Source organism: Pseudomonas sp. Ga0074129, assembly GCA_001465025.1.
GTDB lineage: Bacteria > Pseudomonadota > Gammaproteobacteria > Pseudomonadales > Pseudomonadaceae > Aquipseudomonas.
In genome coordinates this window covers 1-25,628 of sequence record LNDO01000085.1, presented here as the reverse complement: position 1 = coordinate 25,628, position 25,628 = coordinate 1, and the positions used below count along the sequence as shown (strand labels likewise).

25 protein-coding genes and 2 pseudogenes are annotated in these 25,628 nt (G+C 58.5%); 19 read left to right on the top strand and 8 right to left on the bottom strand.

Features of this window, described 5'->3' with window-relative positions:
- Positions 1 to 180: 180 nt before the first annotated feature.
- The 3 genes from purL to AUK77_RS12220 all read left to right on the top strand — a co-directional run bounded on the left by purL (position 181) and on the right by AUK77_RS12220 (position 4,877).
- Complete coding sequence (gene purL / locus AUK77_RS12230; protein ID WP_296130104.1) at positions 181 to 4,077, top strand: phosphoribosylformylglycinamidine synthase; 3,897 nt, start codon at positions 181 to 183, stop codon at positions 4,075 to 4,077.
- A 69-nt stretch (positions 4,078 to 4,146) separates the two neighbouring features.
- Entirely contained in the window at positions 4,147 to 4,413 is a 267-nt protein-coding gene (locus AUK77_RS12225; protein WP_363079389.1) for a CDGSH iron-sulfur domain-containing protein, read from the top strand.
- Positions 4,414 to 4,559: 146 nt separating this feature from the next.
- A complete protein-coding gene (locus tag AUK77_RS12220) occupies positions 4,560 to 4,877 on the top strand; it encodes a YqfO family protein (RefSeq protein WP_296130102.1) in 318 nt (105 codons plus the stop codon).
- 51 nt (positions 4,878 to 4,928) lie between these two features.
- Here AUK77_RS12220 and AUK77_RS12215 read toward each other — a convergent pair whose 3' ends face one another.
- Both AUK77_RS12215 and AUK77_RS12210 read right to left on the bottom strand, forming a co-directional pair.
- The gene (locus AUK77_RS12215; protein ID WP_296130099.1) at positions 4,929 to 5,432 is read right to left on the bottom strand and encodes a L,D-transpeptidase family protein; all 504 of its coding nucleotides are present in this window, start codon (positions 5,430 to 5,432) and stop codon (positions 4,929 to 4,931) included.
- A 15-nt stretch (positions 5,433 to 5,447) separates the two neighbouring features.
- On the bottom strand, positions 5,448 to 6,005 hold the full coding sequence (locus AUK77_RS12210) for an NUDIX hydrolase (RefSeq protein WP_296130096.1): 558 nt from the start codon (positions 6,003 to 6,005) through the stop codon (positions 5,448 to 5,450).
- A 171-nt stretch (positions 6,006 to 6,176) separates the two neighbouring features.
- Between AUK77_RS12210 and AUK77_RS12205 the strand changes: the two genes are divergently transcribed.
- The 5 genes from AUK77_RS12205 to AUK77_RS12185 are packed head-to-tail and all read left to right on the top strand — an operon-like array spanning position 6,177 to position 9,458.
- On the top strand, positions 6,177 to 6,782 hold the full coding sequence (locus AUK77_RS12205; protein ID WP_296130094.1) for a CoA pyrophosphatase: 606 nt from the start codon (positions 6,177 to 6,179) through the stop codon (positions 6,780 to 6,782).
- Positions 6,783 to 6,800: 18 nt separating this feature from the next.
- A complete protein-coding gene (locus AUK77_RS12200) occupies positions 6,801 to 7,325 on the top strand; it encodes a gamma carbonic anhydrase family protein (protein ID WP_296130091.1) in 525 nt (174 codons plus the stop codon).
- On the top strand, positions 7,325 to 7,513 hold the full coding sequence (locus tag AUK77_RS12195; protein WP_296130088.1) for a DUF1289 domain-containing protein: 189 nt from the start codon (positions 7,325 to 7,327) through the stop codon (positions 7,511 to 7,513). Before AUK77_RS12200 ends, AUK77_RS12195 begins: the two co-directional genes overlap by 1 nt.
- Before the next feature lie 26 nt (positions 7,514 to 7,539).
- Positions 7,540 to 8,721, top strand: a complete 1,182-nt coding sequence (gene purT, locus AUK77_RS12190; RefSeq protein WP_296130086.1) for a formate-dependent phosphoribosylglycinamide formyltransferase — start codon at positions 7,540 to 7,542, stop codon at positions 8,719 to 8,721.
- 32 nt (positions 8,722 to 8,753) lie between these two features.
- The gene (locus AUK77_RS12185) at positions 8,754 to 9,458 is read left to right on the top strand and encodes an SGNH/GDSL hydrolase family protein (RefSeq protein ID WP_296130083.1); all 705 of its coding nucleotides are present in this window, start codon (positions 8,754 to 8,756) and stop codon (positions 9,456 to 9,458) included.
- Here the strand turns inward: AUK77_RS12185 and AUK77_RS12180 are convergent.
- Positions 9,430 to 10,721, bottom strand: a pseudogene (locus AUK77_RS12180) (HlyC/CorC family transporter). The gene AUK77_RS12185 and the pseudogene AUK77_RS12180 sit on opposite strands and share 29 nt — an antisense overlap.
- A 16-nt stretch (positions 10,722 to 10,737) precedes the next feature.
- A complete protein-coding gene (gene ccsA, locus AUK77_RS12175; RefSeq protein WP_296130081.1) occupies positions 10,738 to 11,538 on the bottom strand; it encodes a cytochrome c biogenesis protein CcsA in 801 nt (266 codons plus the stop codon).
- A 156-nt stretch (positions 11,539 to 11,694) separates the two neighbouring features.
- Here ccsA and ffh point away from each other — a divergent pair, with 156 nt between their 5' ends.
- From ffh to rplS, 5 genes are all read left to right on the top strand, one after another.
- Entirely contained in the window at positions 11,695 to 13,068 is a 1,374-nt protein-coding gene (gene ffh, locus AUK77_RS12170) for a signal recognition particle protein (RefSeq protein WP_296130078.1), read from the top strand.
- A gap of 251 nt (positions 13,069 to 13,319) precedes the next feature.
- Entirely contained in the window at positions 13,320 to 13,571 is a 252-nt protein-coding gene (rpsP, locus tag AUK77_RS12165) for a 30S ribosomal protein S16 (RefSeq protein WP_090239277.1), read from the top strand.
- A 5-nt stretch (positions 13,572 to 13,576) separates the two neighbouring features.
- Positions 13,577 to 14,113, top strand: a complete 537-nt coding sequence (gene rimM / locus AUK77_RS12160) for a ribosome maturation factor RimM (protein WP_296130076.1) — start codon at positions 13,577 to 13,579, stop codon at positions 14,111 to 14,113.
- 5 nt (positions 14,114 to 14,118) lie between these two features.
- Positions 14,119 to 14,871 (top strand): tRNA (guanosine(37)-N1)-methyltransferase TrmD, encoded by a 753-nt coding sequence (gene trmD, locus AUK77_RS12155; RefSeq protein WP_296130075.1) that lies wholly within the window; start codon positions 14,119 to 14,121, stop codon positions 14,869 to 14,871.
- A 40-nt stretch (positions 14,872 to 14,911) separates the two neighbouring features.
- The gene (rplS, locus tag AUK77_RS12150; protein ID WP_108486694.1) at positions 14,912 to 15,262 is read left to right on the top strand and encodes a 50S ribosomal protein L19; all 351 of its coding nucleotides are present in this window, start codon (positions 14,912 to 14,914) and stop codon (positions 15,260 to 15,262) included.
- Between the two features lie 67 nt (positions 15,263 to 15,329).
- On the opposite strand, the gene AUK77_RS12145 is transcribed toward rplS, so the two are convergent.
- The gene (locus tag AUK77_RS12145) at positions 15,330 to 16,004 is read right to left on the bottom strand and encodes a hypothetical protein (RefSeq protein WP_296130073.1); all 675 of its coding nucleotides are present in this window, start codon (positions 16,002 to 16,004) and stop codon (positions 15,330 to 15,332) included.
- 208 nt (positions 16,005 to 16,212) lie between these two features.
- Between AUK77_RS12145 and xerD the strand changes: the two genes are divergently transcribed.
- The 4 genes from xerD (at position 16,213) to thrC (ending at position 20,833) form a co-directional block, all read left to right on the top strand.
- On the top strand, positions 16,213 to 17,109 hold the full coding sequence (gene xerD, locus AUK77_RS12140; RefSeq protein WP_296130069.1) for a site-specific tyrosine recombinase XerD: 897 nt from the start codon (positions 16,213 to 16,215) through the stop codon (positions 17,107 to 17,109).
- A 92-nt stretch (positions 17,110 to 17,201) separates the two neighbouring features.
- Complete coding sequence (locus AUK77_RS12135; protein ID WP_296130067.1) at positions 17,202 to 17,927, top strand: thioredoxin fold domain-containing protein; 726 nt, start codon at positions 17,202 to 17,204, stop codon at positions 17,925 to 17,927.
- Between the two features lie 112 nt (positions 17,928 to 18,039).
- On the top strand, positions 18,040 to 19,344 hold the full coding sequence (locus tag AUK77_RS12130) for a homoserine dehydrogenase (RefSeq protein WP_296130066.1): 1,305 nt from the start codon (positions 18,040 to 18,042) through the stop codon (positions 19,342 to 19,344).
- Positions 19,345 to 19,408: 64 nt separating this feature from the next.
- Positions 19,409 to 20,833: a threonine synthase gene (gene thrC / locus AUK77_RS12125; protein ID WP_296130064.1), complete on the top strand. Its 1,425-nt coding sequence runs from the start codon at positions 19,409 to 19,411 to the stop codon at positions 20,831 to 20,833.
- Positions 20,834 to 20,894: 61 nt separating this feature from the next.
- Here the strand turns inward: thrC and AUK77_RS12120 are convergent, their stop codons facing one another.
- A complete protein-coding gene (locus AUK77_RS12120) occupies positions 20,895 to 21,533 on the bottom strand; it encodes a 2'-5' RNA ligase family protein (RefSeq protein ID WP_296130062.1) in 639 nt (212 codons plus the stop codon).
- A gap of 3 nt (positions 21,534 to 21,536) precedes the next feature.
- On the bottom strand, positions 21,537 to 22,736 hold the full coding sequence (locus AUK77_RS12115; RefSeq protein ID WP_296130059.1) for a CaiB/BaiF CoA-transferase family protein: 1,200 nt from the start codon (positions 22,734 to 22,736) through the stop codon (positions 21,537 to 21,539).
- 365 nt (positions 22,737 to 23,101) lie between these two features.
- Between AUK77_RS12115 and AUK77_RS12110 the strand changes: the two genes are divergently transcribed.
- Positions 23,102 to 23,641, top strand: coding sequence for a YaeQ family protein (locus tag AUK77_RS12110; protein ID WP_296130056.1), 540 nt, complete (start codon positions 23,102 to 23,104; stop codon positions 23,639 to 23,641).
- Between the two features lie 155 nt (positions 23,642 to 23,796).
- Entirely contained in the window at positions 23,797 to 25,509 is a 1,713-nt protein-coding gene (gene recJ, locus AUK77_RS12105) for a single-stranded-DNA-specific exonuclease RecJ (RefSeq protein ID WP_296130055.1), read from the top strand.
- A gap of 24 nt (positions 25,510 to 25,533) precedes the next feature.
- Here recJ and AUK77_RS12100 read toward each other — a convergent pair.
- Positions 25,534 to 25,628 (bottom strand): annotated as a pseudogene (locus tag AUK77_RS12100) (IS1595 family transposase); the annotation flags it as partial.

Here is a 25,628-nt window from a genome sequence, read left to right as displayed (position 1 = left end):
AGCCTGCGCTGTCTCTGCTAGCGAAGGGTTTGTCTGGAGCAGCGAGCGGTCGGGGTTTTGCTGGAGCGCTGGGGTGTGTCAGGCGCCTTTATCGGCGCTGGCCTTCACGGGTGCTGTTGGCGTCGCTTTAGGCTAGAATACGCGGCCTCAAAGTACACCCCTTCCCAGAGGCTGTCCCCGATGTTGATCCTGCGCGGCGCTCCCGCTCTTTCTGCTTTCCGTCACGGCAAATTGCTTGAACAACTGACCAGCAAGGTGCCAGCGGTCACCGGCGTCTACGCCGAGTTCGCGCATTTTGCCGAAGTTACCGGTGTTCTGAATGCCGATGAAGAGCAGGTGTTGGCCCGTTTGCTCAAATACGGCCCGAGTGTGCCGGTGCAGGAGCCAAACGGTCGCCTGTTTCTGACCATTCCGCGTTTTGGCACCATCTCACCCTGGTCGAGCAAGGCCAGCGATATTGCCCGCAACTGCGGCTTGGCGAAGATTCAGCGCATCGAGCGTGGCTTGGCGTTCTACGTCAGTGGTCAGCTCAATGCAGCTGATGCGCAGGCTGTTGCTGAGTTGCTGCACGACCGCATGACGCAGTTGGTGCTGGATAACATGGAAGGCGCGGCGGCACTGTTCAGCCATGCCCAGCCCAAGCCGCTGACGGCAGTGGACATCCTCGGTGGCGGTCGCGCAGCGCTGGAGAAGGCCAACGTTGAGCTGGGTCTGGCCCTTGCTGAAGACGAAATCGACTATCTGGTGACCAGTTTCAACGGTTTGGGGCGTAACCCCCACGACATCGAATTGATGATGTTCGCCCAGGCCAACTCCGAGCATTGCCGCCACAAGATTTTCAATGCCAGCTGGGATATCGACGGCGAAAGTCAGGATAAATCCCTGTTCGGCATGATCAAAAATACCTATCAAATGCACAGCGAAGGCGTGTTGTCCGCTTATAAGGACAACGCTTCGGTGATCGTCGGGCACACAGCCGGGCGTTTCTTCCCGGACGCCAAAACCCGCCAGTACGGCGCGGTGCAGGAGCCGGTGCACATTCTGATGAAGGTGGAAACGCACAACCACCCGACCGCCATTTCGCCGTTTTCCGGCGCGTCTACCGGTTCCGGTGGCGAGATTCGCGATGAAGGTGCCACCGGCCGTGGCGCCAAGCCGAAAGCGGGCCTGACCGGTTTCACCGTATCCAACCTGAACATCCCGGGTTTCGAGCAGCCTTGGGAAGTGCCGTATGGCAAGCCCGAGCGCATTGTTACGCCACTGGACATCATGCTCGAAGGCCCGCTGGGCGGCGCGGCGTTTAACAACGAATTTGGTCGTCCGGCCCTGACCGGCTACTTCCGCACCTTCGAGCAGGCGATTCAGACGCCGCGCGGTGAAGAAGTGCGCGGTTATCACAAACCGATCATGTTGGCCGGCGGCATGGGCAACATTCGTGCAGACCATGTGCAGAAGGCTGAGATCACCGTAGGGGCCAAGCTGATCGTGCTCGGCGGCCCGGCCATGCTGATCGGCCTAGGCGGCGGTGCCGCTTCGTCGGTCGCCACCGGTGCCAGCTCCGCTGATCTGGACTTTGCCTCGGTGCAGCGCGAGAACCCGGAAATGGAGCGCCGTTGCCAGGAAGTGATCGACCGTTGCTGGCAGTTGGGCGACGACAACCCCATCGCCTTTATCCATGACGTCGGCGCGGGCGGTATTTCCAACGCCTTCCCAGAGCTTGTCAACGACGGTGGTCGTGGTGGTCGTTTCGAGCTGCGCAACGTGCCCAACGACGAGCCGGGCATGGCCCCGCACGAAATCTGGAGCAACGAGTCGCAGGAACGTTACGTGCTGGCGGTCAGCGCCGTCGATTTCGAGCGGTTCAAAGCGATCTGCGAGCGCGAGCGTTGCCCGTTTGCCGTGGTAGGTGAAGCCACCGAAGAACCCCATCTGACGGTGACTGACAGCTATTTCGCCAACACTCCGGTGGACATGCCATTGGAAGTGCTGCTGGGCAAACCGCCGCGCATGCACCGTTCGGTGACCCGTGAGGCCGAGCTGGGCGATGATTTCGATGCCAGCAGCCTGGCCATCGACGAAGCCGTAACCCGCGTGCTGCATCACCCGGCCGTGGCTAGCAAGAGCTTTTTGATCACCATCGGCGACCGTACCATTACCGGCCTGGTGGCGCGTGATCAGATGGTTGGCCCGTGGCAAGTGCCTGTGGCCGACTGCGCTGTGACCGCCACCAGCTTTGATGTGTACACCGGCGAAGCCATGGCCATGGGTGAGCGCACGCCGTTGGCCCTGCTCGACGCAGCAGCCTCCGGGCGCATGGCGATTGGCGAGACATTGACCAACCTGGCCGCCTCGCACATCGAGAAAATCTCCGACATCAAACTGTCGGCCAACTGGATGGCCGCTGCCGGCCACCCCGGTGAAGACGCACGCCTGTACGACACCGTGAAAGCGGTCGGTATGGAGCTGTGCCCCGAGCTGGGCATCACCATTCCGGTGGGCAAAGACTCGATGTCGATGAAAACCCAGTGGACGGACGCGGGCACGGATAAAAGCGTGACCTCGCCGCTGTCGTTGGTGGTGACCGGCTTTGCCCCAGTTAGCGATATTCGCAAGACCCTGACCCCGCAACTGCGTATGGATAAGGGCGAAACGGACCTGATCCTGATCGATCTGGGCCGTGGTCAGAACCGCATGGGCGCTTCGATTTTGAGTCAGGTGTACGGCAAGCTCGGCACCCAGGCGCCGGATGTGGATGACGCTGAAGACCTCAAGGCCTTCTTCGCGGTGATCCAGGGCTTGAATGCTGACGGTCACATCCTGGCTTACCACGACCGTTCTGACGGCGGTTTGCTGGTGACGACGCTGGAAATGGCCTTCGCCGGCCATTGCGGCCTTAATCTGTTCCTCGATGCGTTGGCGGATAACAGCGCTGAACTGGCCGCTGTGCTGTTCAACGAAGAGCTGGGCGCCGTGATTCAGGTGCATCAGGACGCCACCCCAGACGTGCTGTCGCAGTTCAGCGCCGCTGGTCTGGGCGACTGCGTGGCGGTGATCGGTCAGCCGGTCAACAGCGACGAGGTGGCGATCAGCTTTAACGGTCAGCCGGTGTTTGCTGGCCAGCGTAGTTTGCTGCAGCGCGAGTGGGCGCAAACCAGCTATCAGATCCAGCGCTTGCGCGACAACGTGCAGTGCGCCGAGCAGGAGTTCGACACCATCCTCGATGAGGAAAACCCAGGCTTGTCGGCCAAGCTTAGCTTCGACGTCAATCAGGACATCAGCGCGCCGTATATCCGTAAGGGTGTACGTCCGCAGATCGCCGTGCTGCGTGAGCAGGGCGTCAACGGCCAGGTGGAAATGGCTGCGGCCTTTGATCGCGCTGGCTTCAGCGCCATCGACGTGCACATGAGCGACATCCTCAGTGGCCGCGTTAGCCTGGACGAATTCAAGGGTCTGGTCGCCTGCGGCGGCTTCTCCTACGGTGACGTGCTGGGCGCCGGCGAAGGCTGGGCCAAATCCATCCTGTTTAACGCCCGTGCCCGTGATGGCTTCCAGGCTTTCTTCGAGCGTAAAGACAGCTTCGCCCTCGGCGTGTGCAACGGCTGCCAGATGATGAGCAACTTGCACGAGCTGATTCCCGGCACCGAGTTCTGGCCGCATTTTGTGCGCAACCGTTCCGAGCAGTTTGAGGCGCGCGTGGCCATGGTGCAGGTGCAGGAGTCGGCTTCGATCTTCCTGCAAGGCATGGCGGGTTCGCGCATGCCAATCGCCATCGCTCATGGTGAAGGGCACGCCGAGTTCGAAAATGAGGAGGCGCTGCTGGAGGCCGATCTGTCCGGTTCCGTTGCCATGCGCTTTATCGACAACCACGGCAAGGTCACGGAAAGTTACCCGGCCAATCCCAACGGTTCGCCGCGCGGGATTACCGGTCTGACCAGCCGTGATGGCCGCGTGACCATCATGATGCCGCACCCGGAGCGGGTCTTCCGCGCCGTGCAGAACTCCTGGAAGCCTGAAGACTGGCAGGAAGACGCAGGCTGGATGCGCATGTTCCGTAACGCTCGTGTGTGGGCGGACTAAGAGCGGCTGCCAGGCGCTCCTCCGGTTACCCTCTCCGCTGGGAGAGGGGCAATAAGGAAGGGGGAGCGTGTGACGACACAACATCCTGTTCTGCCTGAGGTGCGCCAGGTTAAGCCTGGCGCTACCTTATTGCTGTGCCGCTGCGGGCGTTCGTCCCAGCTTCCCGATTGCGCCTCTGCATGCCCTGAGCAGCTTGAATTACATGTTGCCCGCGAGCAATTTCTGCTGCTTTGTCGCTGCGGCCAGTCGCAGCGTCTACCCTATTGCGATGGCAGCCATAGCCCACCAGTGATGAGTCTTAAGGCGCGCTGGTTGCGTTTTTGGCGTGGCCTTTAGCCGTAATCGTTTGGGAACCGGTCAGGGTGTTTAAGGTCTCAACGCTCAAGTGTGATGAAGCGCGCGAACCTGTCTTGGGGCAAAGTGCCATTATTGTGTAGCATTGCACCCAGCCCTATTAGTCAGTCTTTGCGGCGGAGACTTCGATGTATAAGTTTTGCTTTTATGTGCCTGAAACACACGTCGACGCGGTCAAAGCAGCCGTTTTCAGTGCCGGCGGTGGACGTGTAGGCCAGTATGATCACTGCTGTTGGCAAGTATTGGGGCAGGGGCAATACCGGCCGTTGGAGGGCAGTCAGCCGTTTATTGGTCAGTCTGGCCAAATTGAGCAGGTGGCCGAGTGGAAGGTTGAAATGGTGGTCGCTGACGAGTTGATCCACGACGCTGTCAAAGCCATGCGCAAACATCACCCTTATGAAACCCCGGCCTTTGATGTGTGGCGGCTGTCTGATTTGCAGTTTTAAATCGATGGAAATACAAAAGGCACCGTGAGGTGCCTTTTTTTGTGTGCCGCGTTAGGGCCTTATCTCGATCAGGGTACCGTCTTTGACCAGGCTCCAGACCTCGCGCATGTCGGTGTTCTTCAGTGCGATGCAGCCTTCGGTCCAGTCCAGGGTGTGGAAGAACCACTCGGGGTATTCTTCATCCAGCGGCGTGCCGTGAATCATGATCATGCCGCCAGCCGGCACGCCTTTGGCGCGTGCTTGGGCCTGGTCGCGAGCGTTGGGGTAGGAGATGTGCATGGACAAGTTGAACTTGTCACTGGTCTTGCGCCAGTCAATCCAATAGAAGCCCTCTGGTGTGCGCAAGTCGCCCTCGCGCTGTTTGGCACCATCCGGCTGTTTACCCAGGGATACGCGGTAGGATTTGAGCGTGTCGCCTCGGCTGATCAGGTGCAGTTTGCGCTCGGATTTGACCACTAACACCTTGTCGATGGTTTTGCCGTACAGGCTGGGCGTGGTGTTGGCATGGCCGCTGAGCGCGGTAGTCAGGCAAAGCAGGGCGAACAACCAGCGCATCATAGTTCCTATGGATCAGAGGGTTTTCTTGTAATGGGCGAGCAAGGCTTCCACTGGCTCGTTGCGCACCGGGAAATGCTGCTCGCGGCGATCGGCGAAGTAGCATTCTAGGGTACGGCCTATGGTCGGGAAAGCCAGCTCTGACCAAGGTATGTCCTGTTCGTGAAATAACTGCACATCAAGGCTTTCTTCACCGGGGGCAAAGTCGAGATCGACCAATTCGGCACGAAACAGCATGTACACCTGATTGATGTGCGGCAGATCAAACAGGGTATAGAGGCTCAGGCTGCGCACACGGGCGCAGGCTTCCTCATGTGTTTCGCGGGCGGCGGCTTGTTCCAGGGTTTCGCCGTTTTCCATAAAGCCTGCTGGCAGAGTCCAGAAACCATGGCGCGGCTCAATGGCGCGACGACACATCAGTACCTGCTCGCCCCACACGGGCAGGCAGCCGGCAATGATTCTTGGGTTTTGATAATGCACGGTCTGGCACTGTGCGCAGACATGCCGCAGGCGGTTATCCCCCAGGGGGATGATGTGCTGAATTGAGCCGCCACAGGTGCTACAGAACTTCATGTCAGAACCTCGCTGCGTGTCAGCTATCTTGGCGTTACCACGCCAGCTCGGCAAGCCTGTTGGCAGGTGGATTATCGAGCGCCTGAATAGGGTCTGTGGCGGGTGCAGGGCTTGGGGCGTGCGCTGCTTTCATGCCATTATCAAGCGCAGAACAAGAGAACGAGATCCCCCATGCTGGACGAGTTACTCCTTCGCATGCGCGGCTACAGCCCGCAACCGTTGATGATCGATGAGCACTATCCGCAAGCGGCGGTGCTGGTGCCGATCACTCGCACCGACGAGCCAGAGGTGGTCTTGACTCTGCGTGCTAGCGGCTTGTCGACGCACAGTGGTGAGGTGGCGTTTCCGGGTGGTCGGCGTGATCCGGAAGATGTCGATCTGGTGGCCACAGCCCTGCGCGAAGCCGAAGAAGAAATTGGCCTGCCGCCAGGGCTGGTTGAGGTGATCGGGCCGCTGACTACGCTGGTCTCCCGGCACGGTATTTCGGTTACGCCTTATGTCGGTGTGGTTCCGGACTTTGTCGAGTACAAGCCCAACGACGGCGAAATTGCCGCTGTGTTTGCTGTGCCGCTGGCGTTCTTTCGTGATGATCTGCGTGAGACCACGCACCGCATCGATTACCTGGGGCGCAGTTGGTACGTGCCGAGTTACCGCTACGGCGAATATAAAATTTGGGGGCTGACGGCGATCATGCTGGTTGAATTGGTCAACCTAGTGTTCGACGATGTGCACATCGACATGAGCCTGCCGCCCGAACACTTCATCAAACTCTCCTGAGCCTGTGAGGCAGCATCCATGAAATACCGTCTGGGTTCGTCCAGCGTCGAAGCCCATGCACAAAGCTGGGTTGCCCCAAATGCCACGCTGGTGGGCAAAGTGAAACTGGAGTCGGGGGCGAGTGTGTGGTTCAACGCTGTGCTGCGTGGCGATAACGAGCTGATTCATATTGGTGAGAACAGCAACGTACAAGACGGCACGGTGATGCACACCGACATGGGTTTCCCGCTGAATATCGGCAAGGGCGTGACCATCGGCCATAACGCCATGTTGCATGGCTGTACGGTGGGTGATTACAGCTTGATCGGCATTAATGCGGTGATTCTCAACGGTGCGAAGATCGGCAAAAATTGCATCATCGGTGCCAACAGTTTGATTGGCGAAGGTAAGGAAATTCCCGATGGTTCGCTGGTGATGGGTTCGCCCGGCAAAGTGGTGCGCGAACTGACCGACGTGCAAAAGAAAATGCTCGAAGCCAGCGCCGCCCATTACGTACACAACGCCCAGCGCTATGCCCGCGATCTAGCCGAGCAGAATGATTAATGAGTAGCGAACGTCCTGTTGCATCACCCTGCGTGCATGTCTGCGCACTCGATGATGAAGATATCTGTATTGGCTGCCAGCGCACGGTCGCCGAGATAACCCGCTGGGGCCTGATGGACAACAACGAACGCCGCACGGTGCTGGTGTTGTGCCACGAACGAGCTCAAGCCAAGGGCATTCTGCTCTAACTTTTTAACCCTTCTGAGGATTATCCATGCCGCGTATCGGAACCCCTTTGTCGCCGAGTGCGACCCGTGTGCTGCTGTGCGGCTCAGGTGAACTGGGCAAGGAGGTGGTGATCGAACTGCAGCGCCTTGGTGTGGAAGTGATAGCCGTGGATCGCTACGCCAATGCGCCAGCCATGCAGGTGGCGCACCGCAGTCACGTGATCAACATGCTCGATGGCGACGCACTGCGCGCGGTGATCGAACTGGAACAGCCGCATTACATCGTGCCGGAAATCGAAGCTATCGCCACGGCCACGCTGGTCGAGCTAGAGAATGAAGGCTTTACCGTCATCCCCAGCGCTCGCGCGGCTCAATTGACCATGAACCGCGAAGGTATTCGTCGTCTGGCCGCTGAAGAGCTGGGTCTGCCGACCTCGCCTTATCAGTTTGCCGACTCCTTTGATGAGTGTCGTGCTGCGGTTGAAACGATCGGTTTCCCCTGCCTGATCAAGCCCATCATGAGTTCGTCCGGCAAAGGCCAGTCCGTGCTGAAAAGCCTGGATGATCTGCAAGCTGCCTGGGATTACGCCCAGGCCGGCGGCCGTGCGGGTAAAGGGCGCGTCATCGTCGAAGGCTTTATCGATTTTGACTATGAAATCGCGCTGCTGACCGTGCGCCACAGTGGCGGCACCACCTTCTGTGCGCCTGTAGGTCACCGCCAGGTTAAGGGTGATTATCAGGAGTCCTGGCAGCCGCAGCCAATGAGCGCCAAGGCTCAGGCTGAAGCCGAGCGCATCGCCTTGGCAGTGACGGGCTCGCTGGGCGGTCGCGGGCTGTTTGGTGTGGAACTTTTCGTTAAAGGTGATCAGGTGTGGTTCTGCGAAATATCGCCGCGCCCGCATGACACCGGTCTGGTAACGCTGATTTCTCAGGACTTGTCTGAATTCGCCCTGCACGCGCGCGCCATTCTCGGTTTGCCGATTCCGGCCATCCGCCAATTGGGCCCGTCGGCTTCTGCTGTGGTGTTGGTGGAGGGCGAGTCGCAGCAGGTCAGCTTCGGTAACTTGGCGGCTGTGCTGGCGGAGCCAGATACTGCGCTGCGCTTGTTTGGTAAGCCCGAGGTCAGTGGTCAGCGCCGCATGGGTGTAGCGTTGGCGCGCGACGAGTCATTGTCGGCGGCGCGGGCCAAGGCCAGTCGTGCCGCGCAGGCGGTCAACGTCGAGCTGTGAGTGCTTGGCGGTCTTGCGCATGGTGGTTAGGGTTGGCGGTTTTATCGCCGATTGCCTTGCCGCTCGCGCTTCACACCCGGCGTAACGCCTTGCGTTTAGCCCCGGCAGCGGGTGAGCCGCGCGGCGTTGCTGGTGAGTCTTTGTCCGGGCAACCGTTGCGCCTGCTGGTGCTCGGTGAGTCGCCGGTTGTCGGTGTGGGCGTGGATCAACTGCAGCTGGCGTTGGCTGCGCAGTTGGCTGAGGCGCTGACCGCCCACTTGAAACGTCCGGTTGTGTGGCTGGCCTGTGGCGAAAACGGCATCACCGCGACGCAGGCCAAAGACCGGCTTCTACCAAGCGTGCTTGAGCAGCCGTTCGACCTGGTCGTGTTGGTGTTCGGGGTGAATGACACCACGCATCTGACGTCACTGGCGCGTTGGCAGGCAGCGCTCGTCGCCATGGCGCGGGCGTTCAAAGCAAAAGGTGCGCGGGTGGTGTTCAGCGCAGTGCCGCCGCTGCAGCACTTTGCGGCCCTGCCCTGGTTGTTGCGGCAGTTGCTGGGAATGCGGGCGGCTTTATTGGATCGGCGATTGCGTCAGTTGGTGCAGCAGGTCGGCGCGGAGCGCCATGCCGTGACATTGGAGTTTTCGGCCGACTATTTGGCCCGTGACGGCTACCACCCGTCCGCACTGGGTTACCGGGTGTGGGCCGAAGGATTGGCGCTCAGTCTTATGCCTCTGGTGAGCCCTGAGTCGTAGCGTCAGTCAGCCAGATGCGTACGCTCTTGACCCGATTTTCTGAGGCCTGGAGGATTTCCAGGCGGTAGGGGCCGAATTGCAGGCACACGGCGCTGTCAGGGATGCTTTCCAGGGCTTCGGTGATCAGGCCGTTAACGGTTTTAGGGCCATCGCTTGGCAGGTGCCAGTCCAGTGCTTTGTTGATCTCGCGGATGTACGCCGCGCCATCAATGATGTGTGATCCATCGGCCTGCGGTTGAATGTCGGTGTTGTGCATCAGGTTCTGGTTGCTGAAGTCACCGACGATTTCTTCGAGAATGTCTTCCAGCGTTACGATGCCGATCACATCGCCGTACTCATCAACCACGATACCAATGCGGCGTTTCTGCTTTTGGAAATTCAGCAGTTGCGTCGACAGGGGCGTGCCTTCAGGCACAAAGTACGGTTCGCTGCAGGCCGCCAGTATCACTTCTTTGCTCAGCTCGTTCTGCGTCAGCAATCGAGCAATCGAGCAATCTGGCGCATGTGCACGATGCCTTCGATCTGATTGATATCGGTGCGAAAGACCGGCAGGCGAGTGTGCGTGGTGTGGGTGAGCTGGTTGATGATGGTTTCGATGTCATCTTCCAGGTTGATGCCCGTGACCTCATTGCGCGGGATCATGATGTCGTCGACCGTCACGCGCTCAAGGTCAAGGATGCCGAGCAGCATGTTCTGACGGTTTTTCGGCAATTCGTGGCCGGATTCACGCACGACGCTGCGCAGTTCTTCGGTGGTCAGGCTGTCATTGCGTTTACTCGTCGGGTCAACGCCGAAAAGTCTGAGCAGGCCATTGCTGATCCAGCCAAGCAGGACAACCAGCGGATAAAACAGTTTGAGCAGAAATTGGAGCGGAAGGCTGACAGGATAAGCCACGCGTTCCGGGTGGAGCGCTGCGAGTGTTTTAGGCGTAATTTCGCCCACGATCAGCAACACAAGAGTCAGCCCGATTGTTGCAATGGCAATACCGGCCTCTCCCCACAGCTGGAGTGCCAAGACTGTGGCGATAGATGAAGCGAGGATGTTGACGAAGTTGTTGCCGATCAAAATCGTGCCCAGCAGCCTGTCTGGGCGGCTCAGCAATGCGGTCACACGCTTGGCGCCACGGTGCCCTTCTTTGGCCATGTGCTTCAGGCGGTATCGATTAAGGCTGAGAATGCCTGTCTCTGAACTTGAAAAGAAGGCGGAGCAAAGCAGCAGAAAAATCAGCAAGCCGAAGAGAAAGCCGGGGTGTATGTTGTTCACGCAATCGCCTTGGGCGTTAGATGTGCAGGATGAATTCGCGAACTAGCTTGCTGCCGAAGTAGGCCAGCATCAGCAGGCAGAAGCCCGCCAAGGTCCAGCGAATGGCTTTGTGGCCGCGCCAACCAAGTTGATGCCGTCCCCACAATAGAACAGCAAAAACGACCCAGGCAAAAAACGACAAGAAGGTCTTGTGTGCCAGGTGTTGAGCAAACAAATCATTGATAAACAGCGCGCCTGATAACAGCGAAAGTGACAGCAGCGCCCAGCCGGCCCAGAGAAAACCAAATAGTAGGCTTTCCATGGTTTGCAGTGGCGGGAAGTTGCGTATCAGGCCTGTTGGGTGCTTGTGCTTGAGTTGATGGTCTTGCAGCAACAACAACAGCGACTGAAATACGGCGATGGTTAGCATGCCGTAGGCGGTAATCGACAGCAGAATGTGCGCCAGAATGCCGGGCGCTTCATTGATCGGTCGCGTCGTGCCGCTGGGCATAAACTGCGCAAGCAAAACAGTCAGGAAGCCTAGCGGGAAGAGCAAGATCAGCAGGTTTTCAACCGGGATGCGTGCGCAGGCGAGCAGCGTCAGCAAAATCACCGAGGCCGCAATCAGGCTCGCTGCATTGAAAAAGTCCAGCGATAGGCCGGCCGGGTTATACATCTGCATAAACAAACTGCAGGCGTGGAATAGCAGGGCAAAGACACCCAGCGCAATCAGAAGGCGCTTGTTCAGCGCGCTCCGTTGACGCAGGCGAAGGCCTTGGTAAGAAGCGGCTGCTGCATACAGGCAGGCGGCGATGAGGGTGGGTAGCAGAGGCTGCATAAATCCTTGTCAGGCAAACCCGAAAGACGCGCAGTGTGGCATAGAAAGCGTTTGCCACGAAAGCGTCTGGCGGTGTCGGAGCCTGGCGGTCTTCGCTATAATCGGCGACTTGTTGCAAGCCCACCCTCGGCTCGTATGAGCCTGAAAGGAACGTGCATGTTCGAAAATCTGACAGATCGCCTTTCGCAGACCCTGCGTAACGTCACTGGTAAAGCCAAGTTAAGCGAAGACAATATCAAGGACACCTTGCGCGAAGTGCGCATGGCCTTGCTGGAGGCTGACGTTGCTTTGCCGGTGGTCAAGGACTTCGTAAATAAGGTCAAGGATCGCGCGGTCGGTACCGAAGTCTCGAAAAGCCTGACGCCGGGTCAGGCCTTCGTGAAGATCGTGCGTGCCGAACTCGAAGACCTGATGGGGGCGGCCAACGAAGACTTGGCGCTGAATGCAGTGCCGCCAGCCGTGGTGCTGATGGCGGGCTTACAAGGTGCGGGTAAGACCACGACGGTAGGCAAGCTGGCGCGCTTCCTTAAAGAACGCAAGAAGAAGACCGTGATGGTGGTCTCGGCTGACGTTTACCGTCCGGCTGCAATTAAACAGCTGGAAACCCTGGCCAATGACATTGGCGTGGTGTTCTTCCCCTCTGATATCAGTCAGAAGCCGGTGGCCATTGCCGAAGCGGCTATAAAGGAAGCCAAACTCAAGTTTATTGATGTCGTGATTGTCGATACCGCCGGTCGTTTGGCCATCGATGCCGAAATGATGGCGGAGATTCAGGCGCTGCATGCGGCGATCAAGCCGGTGGAAACCCTGTTTGTGGTTGACGCCATGACCGGTCAGGACGCCGCCAATACCGCCAAAGCCTTTAATGATGCGTTGCCGCTGACGGGTGTTGTGTTGACCAAGGTCGACGGTGATGCCCGTGGTGGTGCGGCGTTGTCCGTGCGTCAAATTACCGGTAAGCCCATCAAGTTTATCGGTATGGGTGAAAAGACTGAGGCGCTGGAGCCGTTCCACCCTGATCGGATTGCTTCGCGCATTCTCGGTATGGGCGACGTACTCAGTCTGATCGAGCAGGCCGAGCAGACCCTGGATCGCGAGAAGGCCGAGAAGCTCACCAAGAAGCTGAAGAAGGGCAAGGGCTTCGATCTCGAAGACTTCCGCGATCAGCTGCAGCAGATGAAGAACATGGGCGGCCTTGGCGGCCTGATGGATAAACTGCCGCAGATGGGTGGTGTCAATCTAGCGCAAATGGGCAATGCCCAGGGCGCGGCCGAGAAGCAGTTCAAGCAGATGGAAGCGATCATCAACTCGATGACGCCTCAGGAACGCCGCGATCCAGACGTGATCAGTGGCTCGCGCAAGCGCCGCATTGCCATGGGCTCCGGTACTCAAGTGCAGGATATTGGTCGCTTGATCAAGCAGCACAAGCAGATGCAGAAGATGATGAAGAAATTCACCTCCAAGGGCGGTATGGCCAAGATGATGCGTGGCATGGGCGGAATGATGCCGGGCGGCTTGCCTAAAATGTAAGGATTTTGCGCCGGCAACGATGTCGGCGCAGGCCCCGCGCAAAAGCGGGGATGTTCAGTAAGCCCGCCTTTTGCGGGAGCTGATTGGTCGCTTTACAAGGCGGCCTTTGGCAAATCTTGACCGCACAGCCCTATGCGCCTGAAAAAGCCATTTGCAAAAATCCGGATATTCCTTAGAATATGCGGCCTTTCGGGCACCCATGCCCGCCGTGCATTTAGATTTGCAGCACCGACTACAGGAACTATGTTCACATGCTAACGATTCGTCTTGCCCTTGGCGGCTCCAAAAAGCGCCCGTTCTACAAAATCAACGTGACCGACAGCCGTAACCCACGCGACGGTTCGCACAAAGAAGAGATCGGTTTCTTCAACCCGATTGCTCGTGGTCAGGAAGTTCGTCTGTCTGTGAAGCAAGATCGCCTGGCCCATTGGCTGAGCGTCGGCGCGCAGCCGTCTGATCGTGTTGCCCAGCTGTTGAAGGACGCTGCTAAGGCTGCGGCCTGATCAGTATGAACGCGACGCCTGCTTCTACCGATGATTTGATCGTTGTCGGCAAGATCTATTCCGTACATGGCGTTCGCGGTGAGGTGAAGGTTTATTCCTTTACTGATCCTGTTGCAAACCTGTTGGAGTACAAGTCCTGGACGCTTAGGCGTGAGGGCAGTGTCAAACAGGTCGAGCTGGTCAGCGGACGCGGGAGTGATAAATTCCTGGTCGCGAAGCTCAGGGGTCTTGATGATCGTGAAGAAGCGCGACTTCTTTCTGGTTATGAGATCTGTGTGCCGCGTAACCTGTTCCCTGAATTAACAGCCGGTGAGTACTACTGGTACCAGTTAGAAGGTCTCAAAGTTATTGATCAGGCAGGGCAATTGCTCGGCAAGATTGATCACTTGTTAGAAACCGGTGCCAACGATGTGATGGTGGTTAAACCTTGCACCGACAGCCTGGATGGTCGTGAGCGCTTGTTGCCCTATACAGAGCAATGCGTGCTGTCGATTGACCTGAGTGCTGGCGAAATGCGGGTTGACTGGGATGCGGACTTCTAAGCCTGATGTCAAATCTGCGTGTTGAAGTTATTACGCTGTTCCCGGAAATGTTTACCGCCATCAGCGAATACGGCATTACCAGTCGCGCGGTGAAACAGGGCTTGTTGCAACTGACCTGTTGGAATCCGCGAAGCTACACCACTGACCGCCACCACACTGTGGACGATCGGCCTTTTGGTGGTGGCCCCGGCATGGTGATGAAGATCAAGCCACTTGAGGACGCTTTGCTCGATGCCAAGCACGCCGCAGGTGAAAAAGCGAAGGTGATTTACCTCTCGCCGCAGGGTCGCCAGCTGACTCAGTCAGCAGTACGCGAACTGGTAAATGTTGAGGCTTTAATCCTCATCGCCGGTCGCTACGAAGGCATTGATGAGCGCTTTATTGAGGCGCATGTCGATGAAGAATGGTCGATTGGGGATTACGTCCTGTCTGGCGGTGAGCTGCCGGCCATGGTGCTGATCGACGCGGTAACGCGCCTATTGCCTGGTGCATTGGGTCATGCAGATTCGGCCGAGGAAGACTCCTTTACGGATGGTTTACTCGACTGCCCGCACTACACCCGTCCGGAGGTGTATGCGGATAAACGTGTTCCCGACGTGTTGCTAAGTGGCAACCACGAACACATCCGGCGCTGGCGTTTGCAGCAGTCCCTTGCGCGGACCTACGAACGACGTGCCGATCTTCTGGAAAGCCGCTCGCTTTCTGGAGAAGAGAAAAAGCTGCTGGAGGAATACGTCCGCCAGCGGGACGATAGTTAATGTATCGATGACCGGCTAAGGCCTGTCTTAGGAGCGCAGCATGACCAACAAGATTATTCAGCAGCTTGAAGCTGAGCAGATGGGCAAAGAAATCCCGACTTTCGCGCCAGGTGACACTGTTGTTGTCCAGGTTAAAGTGAAAGAAGGCGACCGCCAGCGTCTGCAGGCATTCGAAGGCGTTGTAATCGCCAAACGTAACCGTGGTCTGAACAGTGCTTTCACTGTTCGTAAGATCTCCAACGGTGTTGGCGTTGAGCGTACTTTCCAGACCTACAGCCCGCTGGTTGACAGCCTGGCTGTTAAGCGTCGCGGTGACGTGCGTAAAGCCAAGCTGTACTACCTGCGTGACCTGTCTGGTAAGGCAGCTCGCATCAAGGAAAAACTGGGCTAAGTCTCGGTCTTTCCATAAAAAAGCAGCCTTCGGGCTGCTTTTTTCGTTCTGGCAGTGTGGAAAATAATCAGCGCATGCTGATTTTCAAGGAAGCCTGGGAGAGATCAATGTCGTGCAGACTCAGGCTGCCAAAGCTTTGTCCGGGTGCAGCCCCGGCGACACGAATGTTGTCGAAGCGCAGCTCACCAATTGAGCTGGGCAGGCGAACGTTCACCGAGCCGTCGGGGTTGATAATCGAAGTCAGTTTGCTGGTGTCGTAGTGCACGTCATGCAGCGATGTTTCCGCCTGGAGGCTATCGAGCACAGGCAACAGTAATCGGGATAACTGTTTAACGGTGTCGATGCCGTTACCGTTTTCGGCCTGAAGGAACAAGCCAGGCAAGCTGACTTCAAGACCCTGGGCTGAAACGTCCCTTAGCTCGACTTCAGACAGCTCTTGCATGCCTATCGGGTCAATGTTCTGACTGGTGACAGTTTCTAGCTCAAGGCGAGTGTTCGCCAGTGAAGGCTGAAAGGGCATCATCAATGCAGCCACAAGCGTGGCAGCCAGGCGCAAATTGGTCTGTTTGCTGAGCGCTTTTTTCAACTGCCGCTCAGTAATCCAGCCCTGCTCGATCAGGGTTTCGCCTAGGCGCTTATGGTTGGTCAGCTGCAGTTGAATCGCCGCATCCAATTGGCTGCGGGTGATCAGTCCCTTGTTGATCAGGATCTGACCAATGCGTGAATGCTGTTGGCTGGACATCGCGATGACCCGTGGTTCACTAGTGGCTTCATGCAATCATGGTCTGCAAATAAACATCTGTCACCCGCCCAAAGATAGGGTGACGCTGGCTTTTTGCTGCATATGACAACCGCCGGTCGACCAGTCCACGATTTGTCGCGCGATGACGATGCTGTCCTGAGCGGCTTGTCTCGTAGACACTAGGCACTTGAATAACCGAGGTCACTTAATGCCCGCTGTCGACCATCCACTGATTGATCGTTTTGTTGAGTCGCTATGGCTGGAAAAAGGCTTGTCTGCCCATACCCAGTCGGCCTATCGCAGCGACTTGGCGTTGTTCAACGGCTGGCTGCAGGCGATTGATGTGCAACTCGCCGATGTTGGGCGCGAGTTGATTCTTGATCATCTGGCATGGCGTTTAAATCAGGGTTACAAGGCGCGCTCCACCGCGCGTTTGCTCTCGGGGTTGCGCGGGTTTTATCGCTTTCTTTTGCGTGACCAGTTAATCAACCGTGATCCGACGTTGCAGGTTGAGTTGCCACAGTTGGGGCGGCCTTTGCCTAAATCATTGTCCGAGGCTGATGTGGAGGCGTTGCTGGGAGCGCCCGATTTGGATGACCCCATCGGCTTGCGTGACCGGGCGATGCTGGAGGTGCTCTATGCCAGTGGTTTACGCGTCAGTGAGCTGATCGCGTTGACCCTTGAACAGGTCAATTTGCGTCAAGGCGTGTTGCGCGTGTTTGGCAAAGGTAGCAAGGAGCGCTTGGTGCCCTTGGGTGAGGAGGCGATTGCCTGGATTGAGCGCTACAGCAAAGAGGCGCGACCATTCTTGCTTGATGGTCGGCCCAGTGATGTGGTCTTTCCCAGTCTGCGCGGCGAGCAGATGACGCGGCAGACGTTTTGGTATCGCATCAAGCATCACGCACAGGTCGCGGGTGTCAGCAAAAGTCTGTCGCCGCATACCCTGCGCCATGCATTCGCCACCCACCTGCTTAACCATGGTGCAGATTTGCGCGTAGTGCAGATGTTGTTGGGGCATAGCGATTTATCGACCACGCAGATTTATACCCACATTGCCCAAGCTCGGTTGCAGGAGTTGCATGCCCAGCACCATCCACGCGGCTGAGAGCGCCGCCTGGCCTGCCGTGGTCGGTCAATAGGCCTTCTATGGTAGGCTGTGGCGATTATTCGCTTGAGCGTCTTTCAGCAGGAGTTTGTATGCGTTTGAACCGCGTTGTCGTTGCATTGGCCCTTGGTCTGGCTAGCACTGTTGGTGTGGCTGCCGATCCCGATCAGGCTATTCGCAACACCCTCAAAGCGATTGATCCTGAGCTGCCGATTGAAGCGATTGCTGAAAGCCCGATGAATGGTTTGTATCAGGTGCAGCTGCAGGGCGGTCGCCAGCTGTATGCCAGTGAAGATGGCCAGTTTCTCCTGCAGGGTTATTTGTTTCAGGTCAAAGACGGTAAGCCGGTGAACCTGACCGAAGCGGCGGAAACCCAGGGTGTGGCCAAACTGATGGCGGCCATTCCAGTCTCTGAGATGGTGGTGTTTGCGCCCAAGCAGCCAAAAACCCATATCACTGTTTTTACCGATACCGACTGCGGTTACTGCCAGAAATTGCACAGCGAAGTCCCCGAGCTTAATCGCTTGGGTGTAGAGGTGCGCTACCTGGCGTTTCCTCGCCAGGGCTTGGAGAGCGCCGCAGCCAAAGAGTTGGCAAACGTGTGGTGCGCCAAGGATCCTTTGAATGCCATGGATCGCGCCAAAACCAGCCAGCCTGTCGCGGATGTTGCGTGTGAAAATCCGGTGGCCAAGCAATATGCGCTGGGCCAAATGATTGGTGTGAGTGGCACGCCCGCTATCGTGTTGGCCAACGGTAAGATCATTCCGGGTTACCAGCCAGCCCCGCAGTTGGCGAAAATTGCCCTGGAATCCAAGTGATCTGAAGCGGCACCTGATTGACTAATAAACAGCCGCTTCGTATGGTGCGGCTCTTTTTCTACGGCCGGGGCTTGCTCCGGCCGTTTTACGCAGTGCAGATGGGGAGTTCAGTGTGAAACCGGTGAAAGTAGGCATCTGTGGGCTGGGTACCGTTGGTGGCGGTACATTGAATGTACTCAAGCGAAATGCCGAGGAAATTACCCGGCGCGCAGGGCGTGGTATTGAAGTTGCCCAGATTGCCATTCGCTCGCCTAAGCCGCAGTACGATACGACCGGTATTAGCCTGACCAGCGACGTTTTCGAGCTGGTGAACAACCCTGAGATCGATATCGTTATCGAGCTGATCGGTGGTTACACCCTAGCCAAGGACCTGGTGCTCAAAGCCATCGAAAACGGCAAGCACGTGGTCACCGCCAACAAGGCGCTGATTGCCGTGCACGGCAATGAAATCTTCGCCAAAGCGCGCGAGAAGGGTGTGATCGTCGCCTTTGAAGCGGCTGTTGCCGGCGGCATTCCAGTGATCAAGGCGATTCGTGAGGGCCTGGCGGCCAACCGCATCAACTGGCTGGCCGGCATCATCAACGGCACCGGTAACTTTATCCTCAGCGAAATGCGCGAGAAGGGTCGCACCTTCGAAGACGTGCTGGCCGAGGCGCAGGCGCTGGGTTATGCCGAAGCCGATCCGACCTTCGATGTCGAGGGCATTGATGCTGCTCATAAGCTGACCATCTTGGCGTCCATCGCCTTTGGTATTCCTCTGCAGTTCGACAAGGCCTACACCGAAGGCATCACCAAACTGACCACCGCTGACGTGAACTATGCAGAAGCCTTGGGCTATCGCATCAAGCACCTCGGTGTTGCCCGTCGCACTGAAGCCGGTATCGAACTGCGTGTACACCCGACGCTGATTCCAGCCGACCGCCTGATCGCCAACGTGAACGGTGTGATGAACGCGGTTATGGTTAACGGTGACGCTGCCGGCAGCACCCTGTTCTACGGCGCTGGCGCAGGCATGGAGCCAACCGCCTCTTCAGTCATCGCCGACGTGGTTGACGTGGTGCGTGCGCTGACCGCGGATCCGACCAACCGTGTGCCGCATTTGGCCTTCCAGCCCGACGCGCTTTCTGATCACCCGATTCTGCCGATCGAAGCCTGTGAGAGCGCCTATTACCTGCGCATTCAGGCCAAGGACCATCCGGGCGTGCTGGCTCAGGTGGCGAGCATCCTGTCGGCGCGTGGCATCAACATCGAGTCGATCATGCAGAAGGAAGCCGAGGAGCAAGACGGCCTGGTGCCGATGATCCTGGTTACCCATCGTGTGCGTGAAGCGCAAATCAACGAGGCCATCAGCGCCCTTGAAGCCTTGACCGATGTGGTCGGCAGCGTTGTGCGTATCCGCGTCGAGCAGCTGAACTAATCCATTTCGGGCGCCGTGGCTAAGCTGCGGCGGCTCTTGAAGATTTAACCGAAGGTTTGCCCCTATGCGCTATATCAGTACCCGTGGCCAGGCACCGGCCCTGAATTTCGAAGATGTGCTGCTCGCCGGCCTGGCCAGCGATGGCGGCCTGTATGTCCCGGAAAACCTGCCGCGCTTTACTCAGGAAGAAATCGCCTCTTGGGCTGGCCTGCCGTATCACGAACTGGCCTTCCGCGTGATGCGCCCGTTCGTCACCGGCAGTATTCCGGATGCGGATTTTAAGAAGATTCTTGAAGAAACCTACTCGACCTCGGAGCAGGGTGTATTCGCCCATAGCGCCGTCGCACCGCTGCGTCAGCTGAGCGGTAACGAGTGGGTGCTGGAACTGTTCCACGGCCCGACCCTGGCTTTCAAAGACTTCGCCCTGCAACTGCTCGGTCGTCTGCTCGATTACGTGCTGGCCAAGCGCAACGAGCGCGTGGTGATCATGGGTGCGACTTCCGGTGATACCGGTTCGGCGGCGATCGAAGGCTGCAAGGCCTGTGAGAATGTCGATATTTTCATCATGCACCCACACAACCGTGTGTCCGAGGTGCAGCGCCGGCAGATGACCACCATCCTCGGCGACAATATTCACAATATCGCCATCGAAGGCAACTTTGATGACTGCCAGGAAATGGTCAAGGACAGCTTCGCTGACCAGGGCTTCCTCAAGGGCACTCGCTTGGTGGCAGTCAACTCGATCAACTGGGCGCGGATCATGGCCCAGATCGTTTACTACTTTCACGCGGCTCTGCAGCTCGGCGGCCCGGCGCGTTCTATCGCGTTCTCGGTGCCAACCGGCAACTTCGGTGACATCTTCGCCGGCTACCTGGCGCGCAACATGGGCTTGCCGATCAGCCAGCTGATCGTCGCCACCAACCGCAACGACATCCTGCACCGCTTTATGAGCGGCAATCAGTACGTTAAGGAAACCCTGCATCCGACGTTGTCGCCGTCCATGGACATCATGGTGTCGTCGAACTTCGAGCGCCTGCTGTTTGATCTGCACGGTCGTAACGGCGCGGCCATTGCTGAATTGATGGCTAACTTCAAACAGGGTGGCGGCTTTAGCGTCGAGGAAGGTCGTTGGGCTGAAGCGCGCAAACTGTTTGATTCGCTGGCAGTGGATGATGCGCAGACGTGCGAAACCATCACCGACGTCTTTAACGAATGTGGCGAGTTGCTCGATCCGCACACGGCGATTGGCGTGCGCGCCGCCCGTGAGTGCCGTCGCAGCTTGGCGACACCTATGGTGATTCTGGGCACGGCGCATCCGGTCAAGTTCCCCGAAGCTGTGGAGAAGGCAGGTGTTGGTCAAGCGCCAGCATTACCAGCGCATTTGGCCGATCTGTTCGAGCGTGAAGAGCGTTGCACGGTGCTGGCCAACGACCTGAAAACTGTTCAAGCCTTTGTGGCGCAGCACGGTAACCGTGGCAAGCCGCTGTAACGGCTGCTGCTGTTGAAAAAAACCGGCCCCCGCAAGAGGCCGGTTTTTTTATGGGTGGCTGTTAGCCCCCGAGTTGCAGGCTGTGGCGCACCCGCAGTGGGCTAAACAGTTGGCGTGCGCGGTAGTGGCAGAGCTGCAGGCTTTTTACCCGCAGCTGACGTGGTGCCTCTTCAGCCAGTTCAGCCAGGCGCGCGCGGAGCAAAGCGGCATCCACACTTCGCCGATAAAGGCCGAGGGTGATGTGCGCGTGATAGGGGCTTTGTCGTACTTCGGTGCTTTGCTCGCTCAGCCGTGTGCGCCAGTTGTGCAACTGCCCGGAGGGGTCGTGGGCCGGCAGAAAAGCGGCGCTGGCAAAGCTGTCGGGCTGACCAATCAGCAGATCCAATGGCTGCCGTGATTGACGGCCCATAGCCTTGAGTTGCTGCTGCAGGTGTTGCTTGCTGAAGTCGTCATCAAGACGCGCGTTGCCGCTGATAAAACCGCAAACGAAGAGCGTGATGTGCGCTTGGCGGCGTCCGGGTGGGTGCAACACGTCGCTCAACTGTTGCTGCACGCGGTCAATGTGCGCCAGCAGAGTGGGGCATTGCACAGGCAGCGCCCACACGGCGTAACGGTTGCGCCCCCGATGCCACTCAGGGTAGTCGCGCAGCTCACAGGCCAGGCTGTGGGCTGGGCTGGTGAGTGGATTGGAAATCAGCACGGCTCAAATAGCGCCAAGGCTTTTCAGCTCGGCAATTTGCGCCTCGCTGTAGCCAAGTGCGAGCAGGATGCGTTGGTTGTGCTCGCCAAGTGCCGGGCCGACTGAGTCCACTGCGCCCGGTGTGTCGCTGAGCTTGGGTACGATGCCGGGCATCTTGAAGGCTTTGCCATCTGGCAGCGTGGCCGACAAGAGCATTTCGCGCGCAAGGAATTGCGGGTCGTGGAACATGTCTTCGGCGCTGAAGATTCGGCTGGCCGGCACCTCGGCTTGGTTCAGCGTTGCCAGCACCTGCTCCAATGGTAGCGAGCCAACCCAGCGGTCGATAACGCCATAAATTTCATCGCGTCGCGCATCGCGGCCGTCATTGCTGGCCAAGGTCACGTCGTCGGCCAGGTCAGAGCGGTCGATGGCCTGCATAAAGCGTTTGAAGATCGCGTCGCCGTTGGCGCCGATCTGGATGTGTTTGCCGTCGGCGCTGGTGTGGATGGAGGAGGGCGTGATGCCGGGCATGATGTTGCCGGTGCGCTCGCGGATAAAACCGAACACATCGAACTCCGGCACCATGGACTCCATCATCGCGAAGATCGCTTCATACAGCGCCACGTCCACCACTTGGCCGCTGCCGCCGTTGACCTCGCGATGGCGCAGCGCCATCAGCGCGCCAATCACGCCCCACAGCGCGGCAATCGAATCGCCAATACTGATGCCGGTGCGTACCGGCGGGCGATCCTCGAAACCGGTGATGTAACGCAGTCCACCCATGGATTCGCCCACGGCGCCGAAACCGGGTTGATCCTTCATCGGCCCGGTTTGGCCAAAGCCAGACAGGCGCACCATCACCAGCTTCGGGTTGAGTGCGTGCAGCACGTCCCAGCCCAAACCGAGCTTTTCCAGCACGCCGGGACGGAAGTTCTCAATCAGAATGTCCGCTTCGCCAAGCAGCTTTTTCAACACCTCGCGCCCGGCCTCATGCTTGAGGTTAAGGCTGATCGACTGCTTGTTGCGTGCCTGCACAAACCACCACAGCGACGTGCCTTCATAGAGCTTGCGCCACTTGCGCAGTGGGTCGCCGCCGTCGGGCGACTCGACCTTGATCACCTCGGCACCAAACTCGGCACAAATGCGCGAGGCAAAGGGGCCGGCGATCAGCGTGCCGAGTTCGATCACTTTCAGGCCGGTGAGGGGTTTGTTGGGCAGCTGCATCGGGTTTCCATCCATCAGGCTTAGGGTCTGTTGCCATTTCGTTCGCGGTCGCGCCGGAGCCTGTTTTAGCGCGAGGCAAGGCACGAGACACGAAGTTTGGCTGTTCCAAATGAGTGTCGAGAAACGCAGTATCGCGCTAAAACAGGCCCGGCCCTTCGGGTTGCGCGGAAAATCTCGCCATGCGGTGTTGGAGGACTTGGCAAGGGAATAACCATTACCTGCATCCTCCGCCTAGCCTGGCGAGATTTTGCGCGGCAACGCGGCTCGCGACGAAACGGCAACAGACCCTAGTCTGCGACTCTAACGTGAGCGGGCGGCATCGGGTAGACTTGCCGGCTTATTCGACCAGTCAAGAAGCCCCGTCCATGGCCCTGCCGTCTACCACCTACAAAATCGAGCTAAACCTCACCGACATGGACCGCAGTGTCTATGAAAACCTGCGTTTCACCGTGGCCAAGCACCCGTCGGAAACCGAAGAGCGGCTGGCCGCGCGGCTGGTGGCCTATGCCTTGTTCTATCACGAGCACCTGGCGTTCGGTCGTGGTCTGTCGGATGTGGATGAGCCAGCGCTGTGGGAAAAGAGCCTGGATGACCGTGTGCTGCATTGGATTGAAGTCGGCCAGCCGGACAGTGACCGCATCACCTGGTGTTCGCGGCGTACCGAGAAATTCAGCCTGGTGGCCTATGGCAACCTGCGCGTGTGGCAGACCAAAGCGCTTGATCCGGTGCGCAGCCTAAAGAACATCAATGTTGTGGCTCTCGACCAAGACGCCTTGGCCAATCTGGCGCTGGACATGCCGCGTTCGCTGAACTGGAGCGTGATGATCAGCGACGGCGAGCTGTTCGTCACCGATGAGCGCGGCCAGCATGAGCTGCCGATCGAGTGGCTGATCGGCGAACGATAAGCCGTCCTGTAGGAGCCAGCTTGCTGGCGCTGTGATCGATCATGATCGCCGGCAAGCTGGCTCCTACACAAGTGGCGTGATGATTGTTCCAACGCTACAGCGTGGGAATACAGCCGGTGACGCTTCGCGTCCGCCCTACACGAAAAAGAATGCCCATGCGTATCGAAGCCCGTCCGCTACCCGCCACCCTGCCTGATCTGGGCGCTTTGCCGCCGCTGTTGACCCGCCTGTATGCCGCCCGTGGTGTGCAATCCGCCGCTGAGTTGGATAAAGGCCTGGCGCGGTTGATTCCGTATCAGCAGCTCAAGGGTATGGACGCGGCGGTCGATTTGCTGGTGCTGGGGCTTCAGCAAGGCCAGCGCATGCTGATCGTGGGCGACTTCGATGCCGACGGTGCCACCGCCAGCACAGTTGGGGTGCTCGGTCTGCGCATGCTGGGTGCGGCGCACGTCGATTACCTGGTGCCCAATCGCTTCGAATATGGCTACGGCCTGACCCCGGAAATTGTCGCGGTGGCGCTTGAGCGTGCGCCGCAGTTGTTGATCACCGTGGATAACGGCATTTCCAGTGTCGAGGGTGTGGCGGCGGCCAAGGCGGCGGGTTTGACTGTGCTGGTCACCGACCACCACCTGCCCGGAGCCGAGTTGCCTGCAGCGGATGCCATCGTCAACCCTAACCAGCCGGGCTGCGAGTTCCCCAGCAAGGCATTGGCCGGGGTGGGTGTGATGTTTTATGTGCTACTGGCGTTGCGCGCACGGCTGCGTGACATCGGCTGGTTTAGCGCGCAGCGCCCGGAGCCGAACCTCGGTGAACTGCTGGATTTGGTCGCGCTGGGCAGCGTGGCCGACGTAGTGCCGTTGGATGCCAACAACCGCATTCTGGTTCATCAGGGTTTGGCGCGCATTCGTGCCGGGCGGGCGCGAGCGGGTTTGCGCGCGATTCTGGAAGTGGCCGGGCGCGATCATCGGCGTATCACCTCCACCGACCTGGGCTTTATCCTCGGCCCACGGTTGAATGCGGCCGGGCGGTTGGATGACATGGCGCTGGGCATCGAATGCCTGCTGTGTGAAGACGAAGCCCTGGCACGTGACATGGCCGTGCAGTTGGATCAGCTCAATCAGGACCGCAAGGCCATTGAGCAAGGCATGCAGCGTGAGGCGTTGGCCCAGCTCAAGGACTTGCCGCTAGAAGATATGCCGTTCGGCCTGTGCCTGTTCGAGCCCGACTGGCACCAGGGCGTCATCGGCATTCTCGCCTCACGGATGAAAGAGCGTTATCACCGCCCGACGATTGCCTTTGCCGATGCGGGCGATGGTGTGCTGAAAGGTTCGGCGCGTTCGGTGCCGGGTTTTCATATCCGTGATGCGCTGGATGCTGTAGCCGCCAAACACCCGCAGCTGATCAGCAAGTTCGGTGGGCATGCCATGGCTGCGGGCTTGTCGTTGCCCGAAGCCAATTTCGCCGACTTTGCTGCTGCTTTCGATGCCGAAGTGCGTCGCCAGCTCTGCGAGGACGATCTCACCGGTCGTTTGCTCTCCGATGGAGCACTCTCGATTGAAGAGTTCCACTTGCCGCTGGCCAAGGAATTGCGCAATGCCGGGCCGTGGGGGCAGCACTTCCCGGAGCCGCTGTTCCATGGCGTGTTCCAGTTGGTGCAGCAGCGTGTAGTCGGCGAGCGCCACCTCAAGGTTGTGTTGAAAAGCGAATGCGGCAGCGTGCAACTCGATGGCATCGCCTTTGGTGTGGATCGCGAAGTCTGGCCGAACCCGACCGTGCGCTGGGTCGAGCTGGCCTACAAGCTGGACGTCAATGAATACCGTGGGCAGGAAAGTCTACAGTTGCTGATTGCACATATTCAGCCGCGCTAGCGCCGGAAGTGCCATTCACTTAGGCTATGTCTGAGTTAACTGTTGCCGCTCGTATAACCCAGCGATTCACTCAGGCAGATCAATGGGTTGAGCTGCGCTTTGTAGCGCTCAAGCAGGCG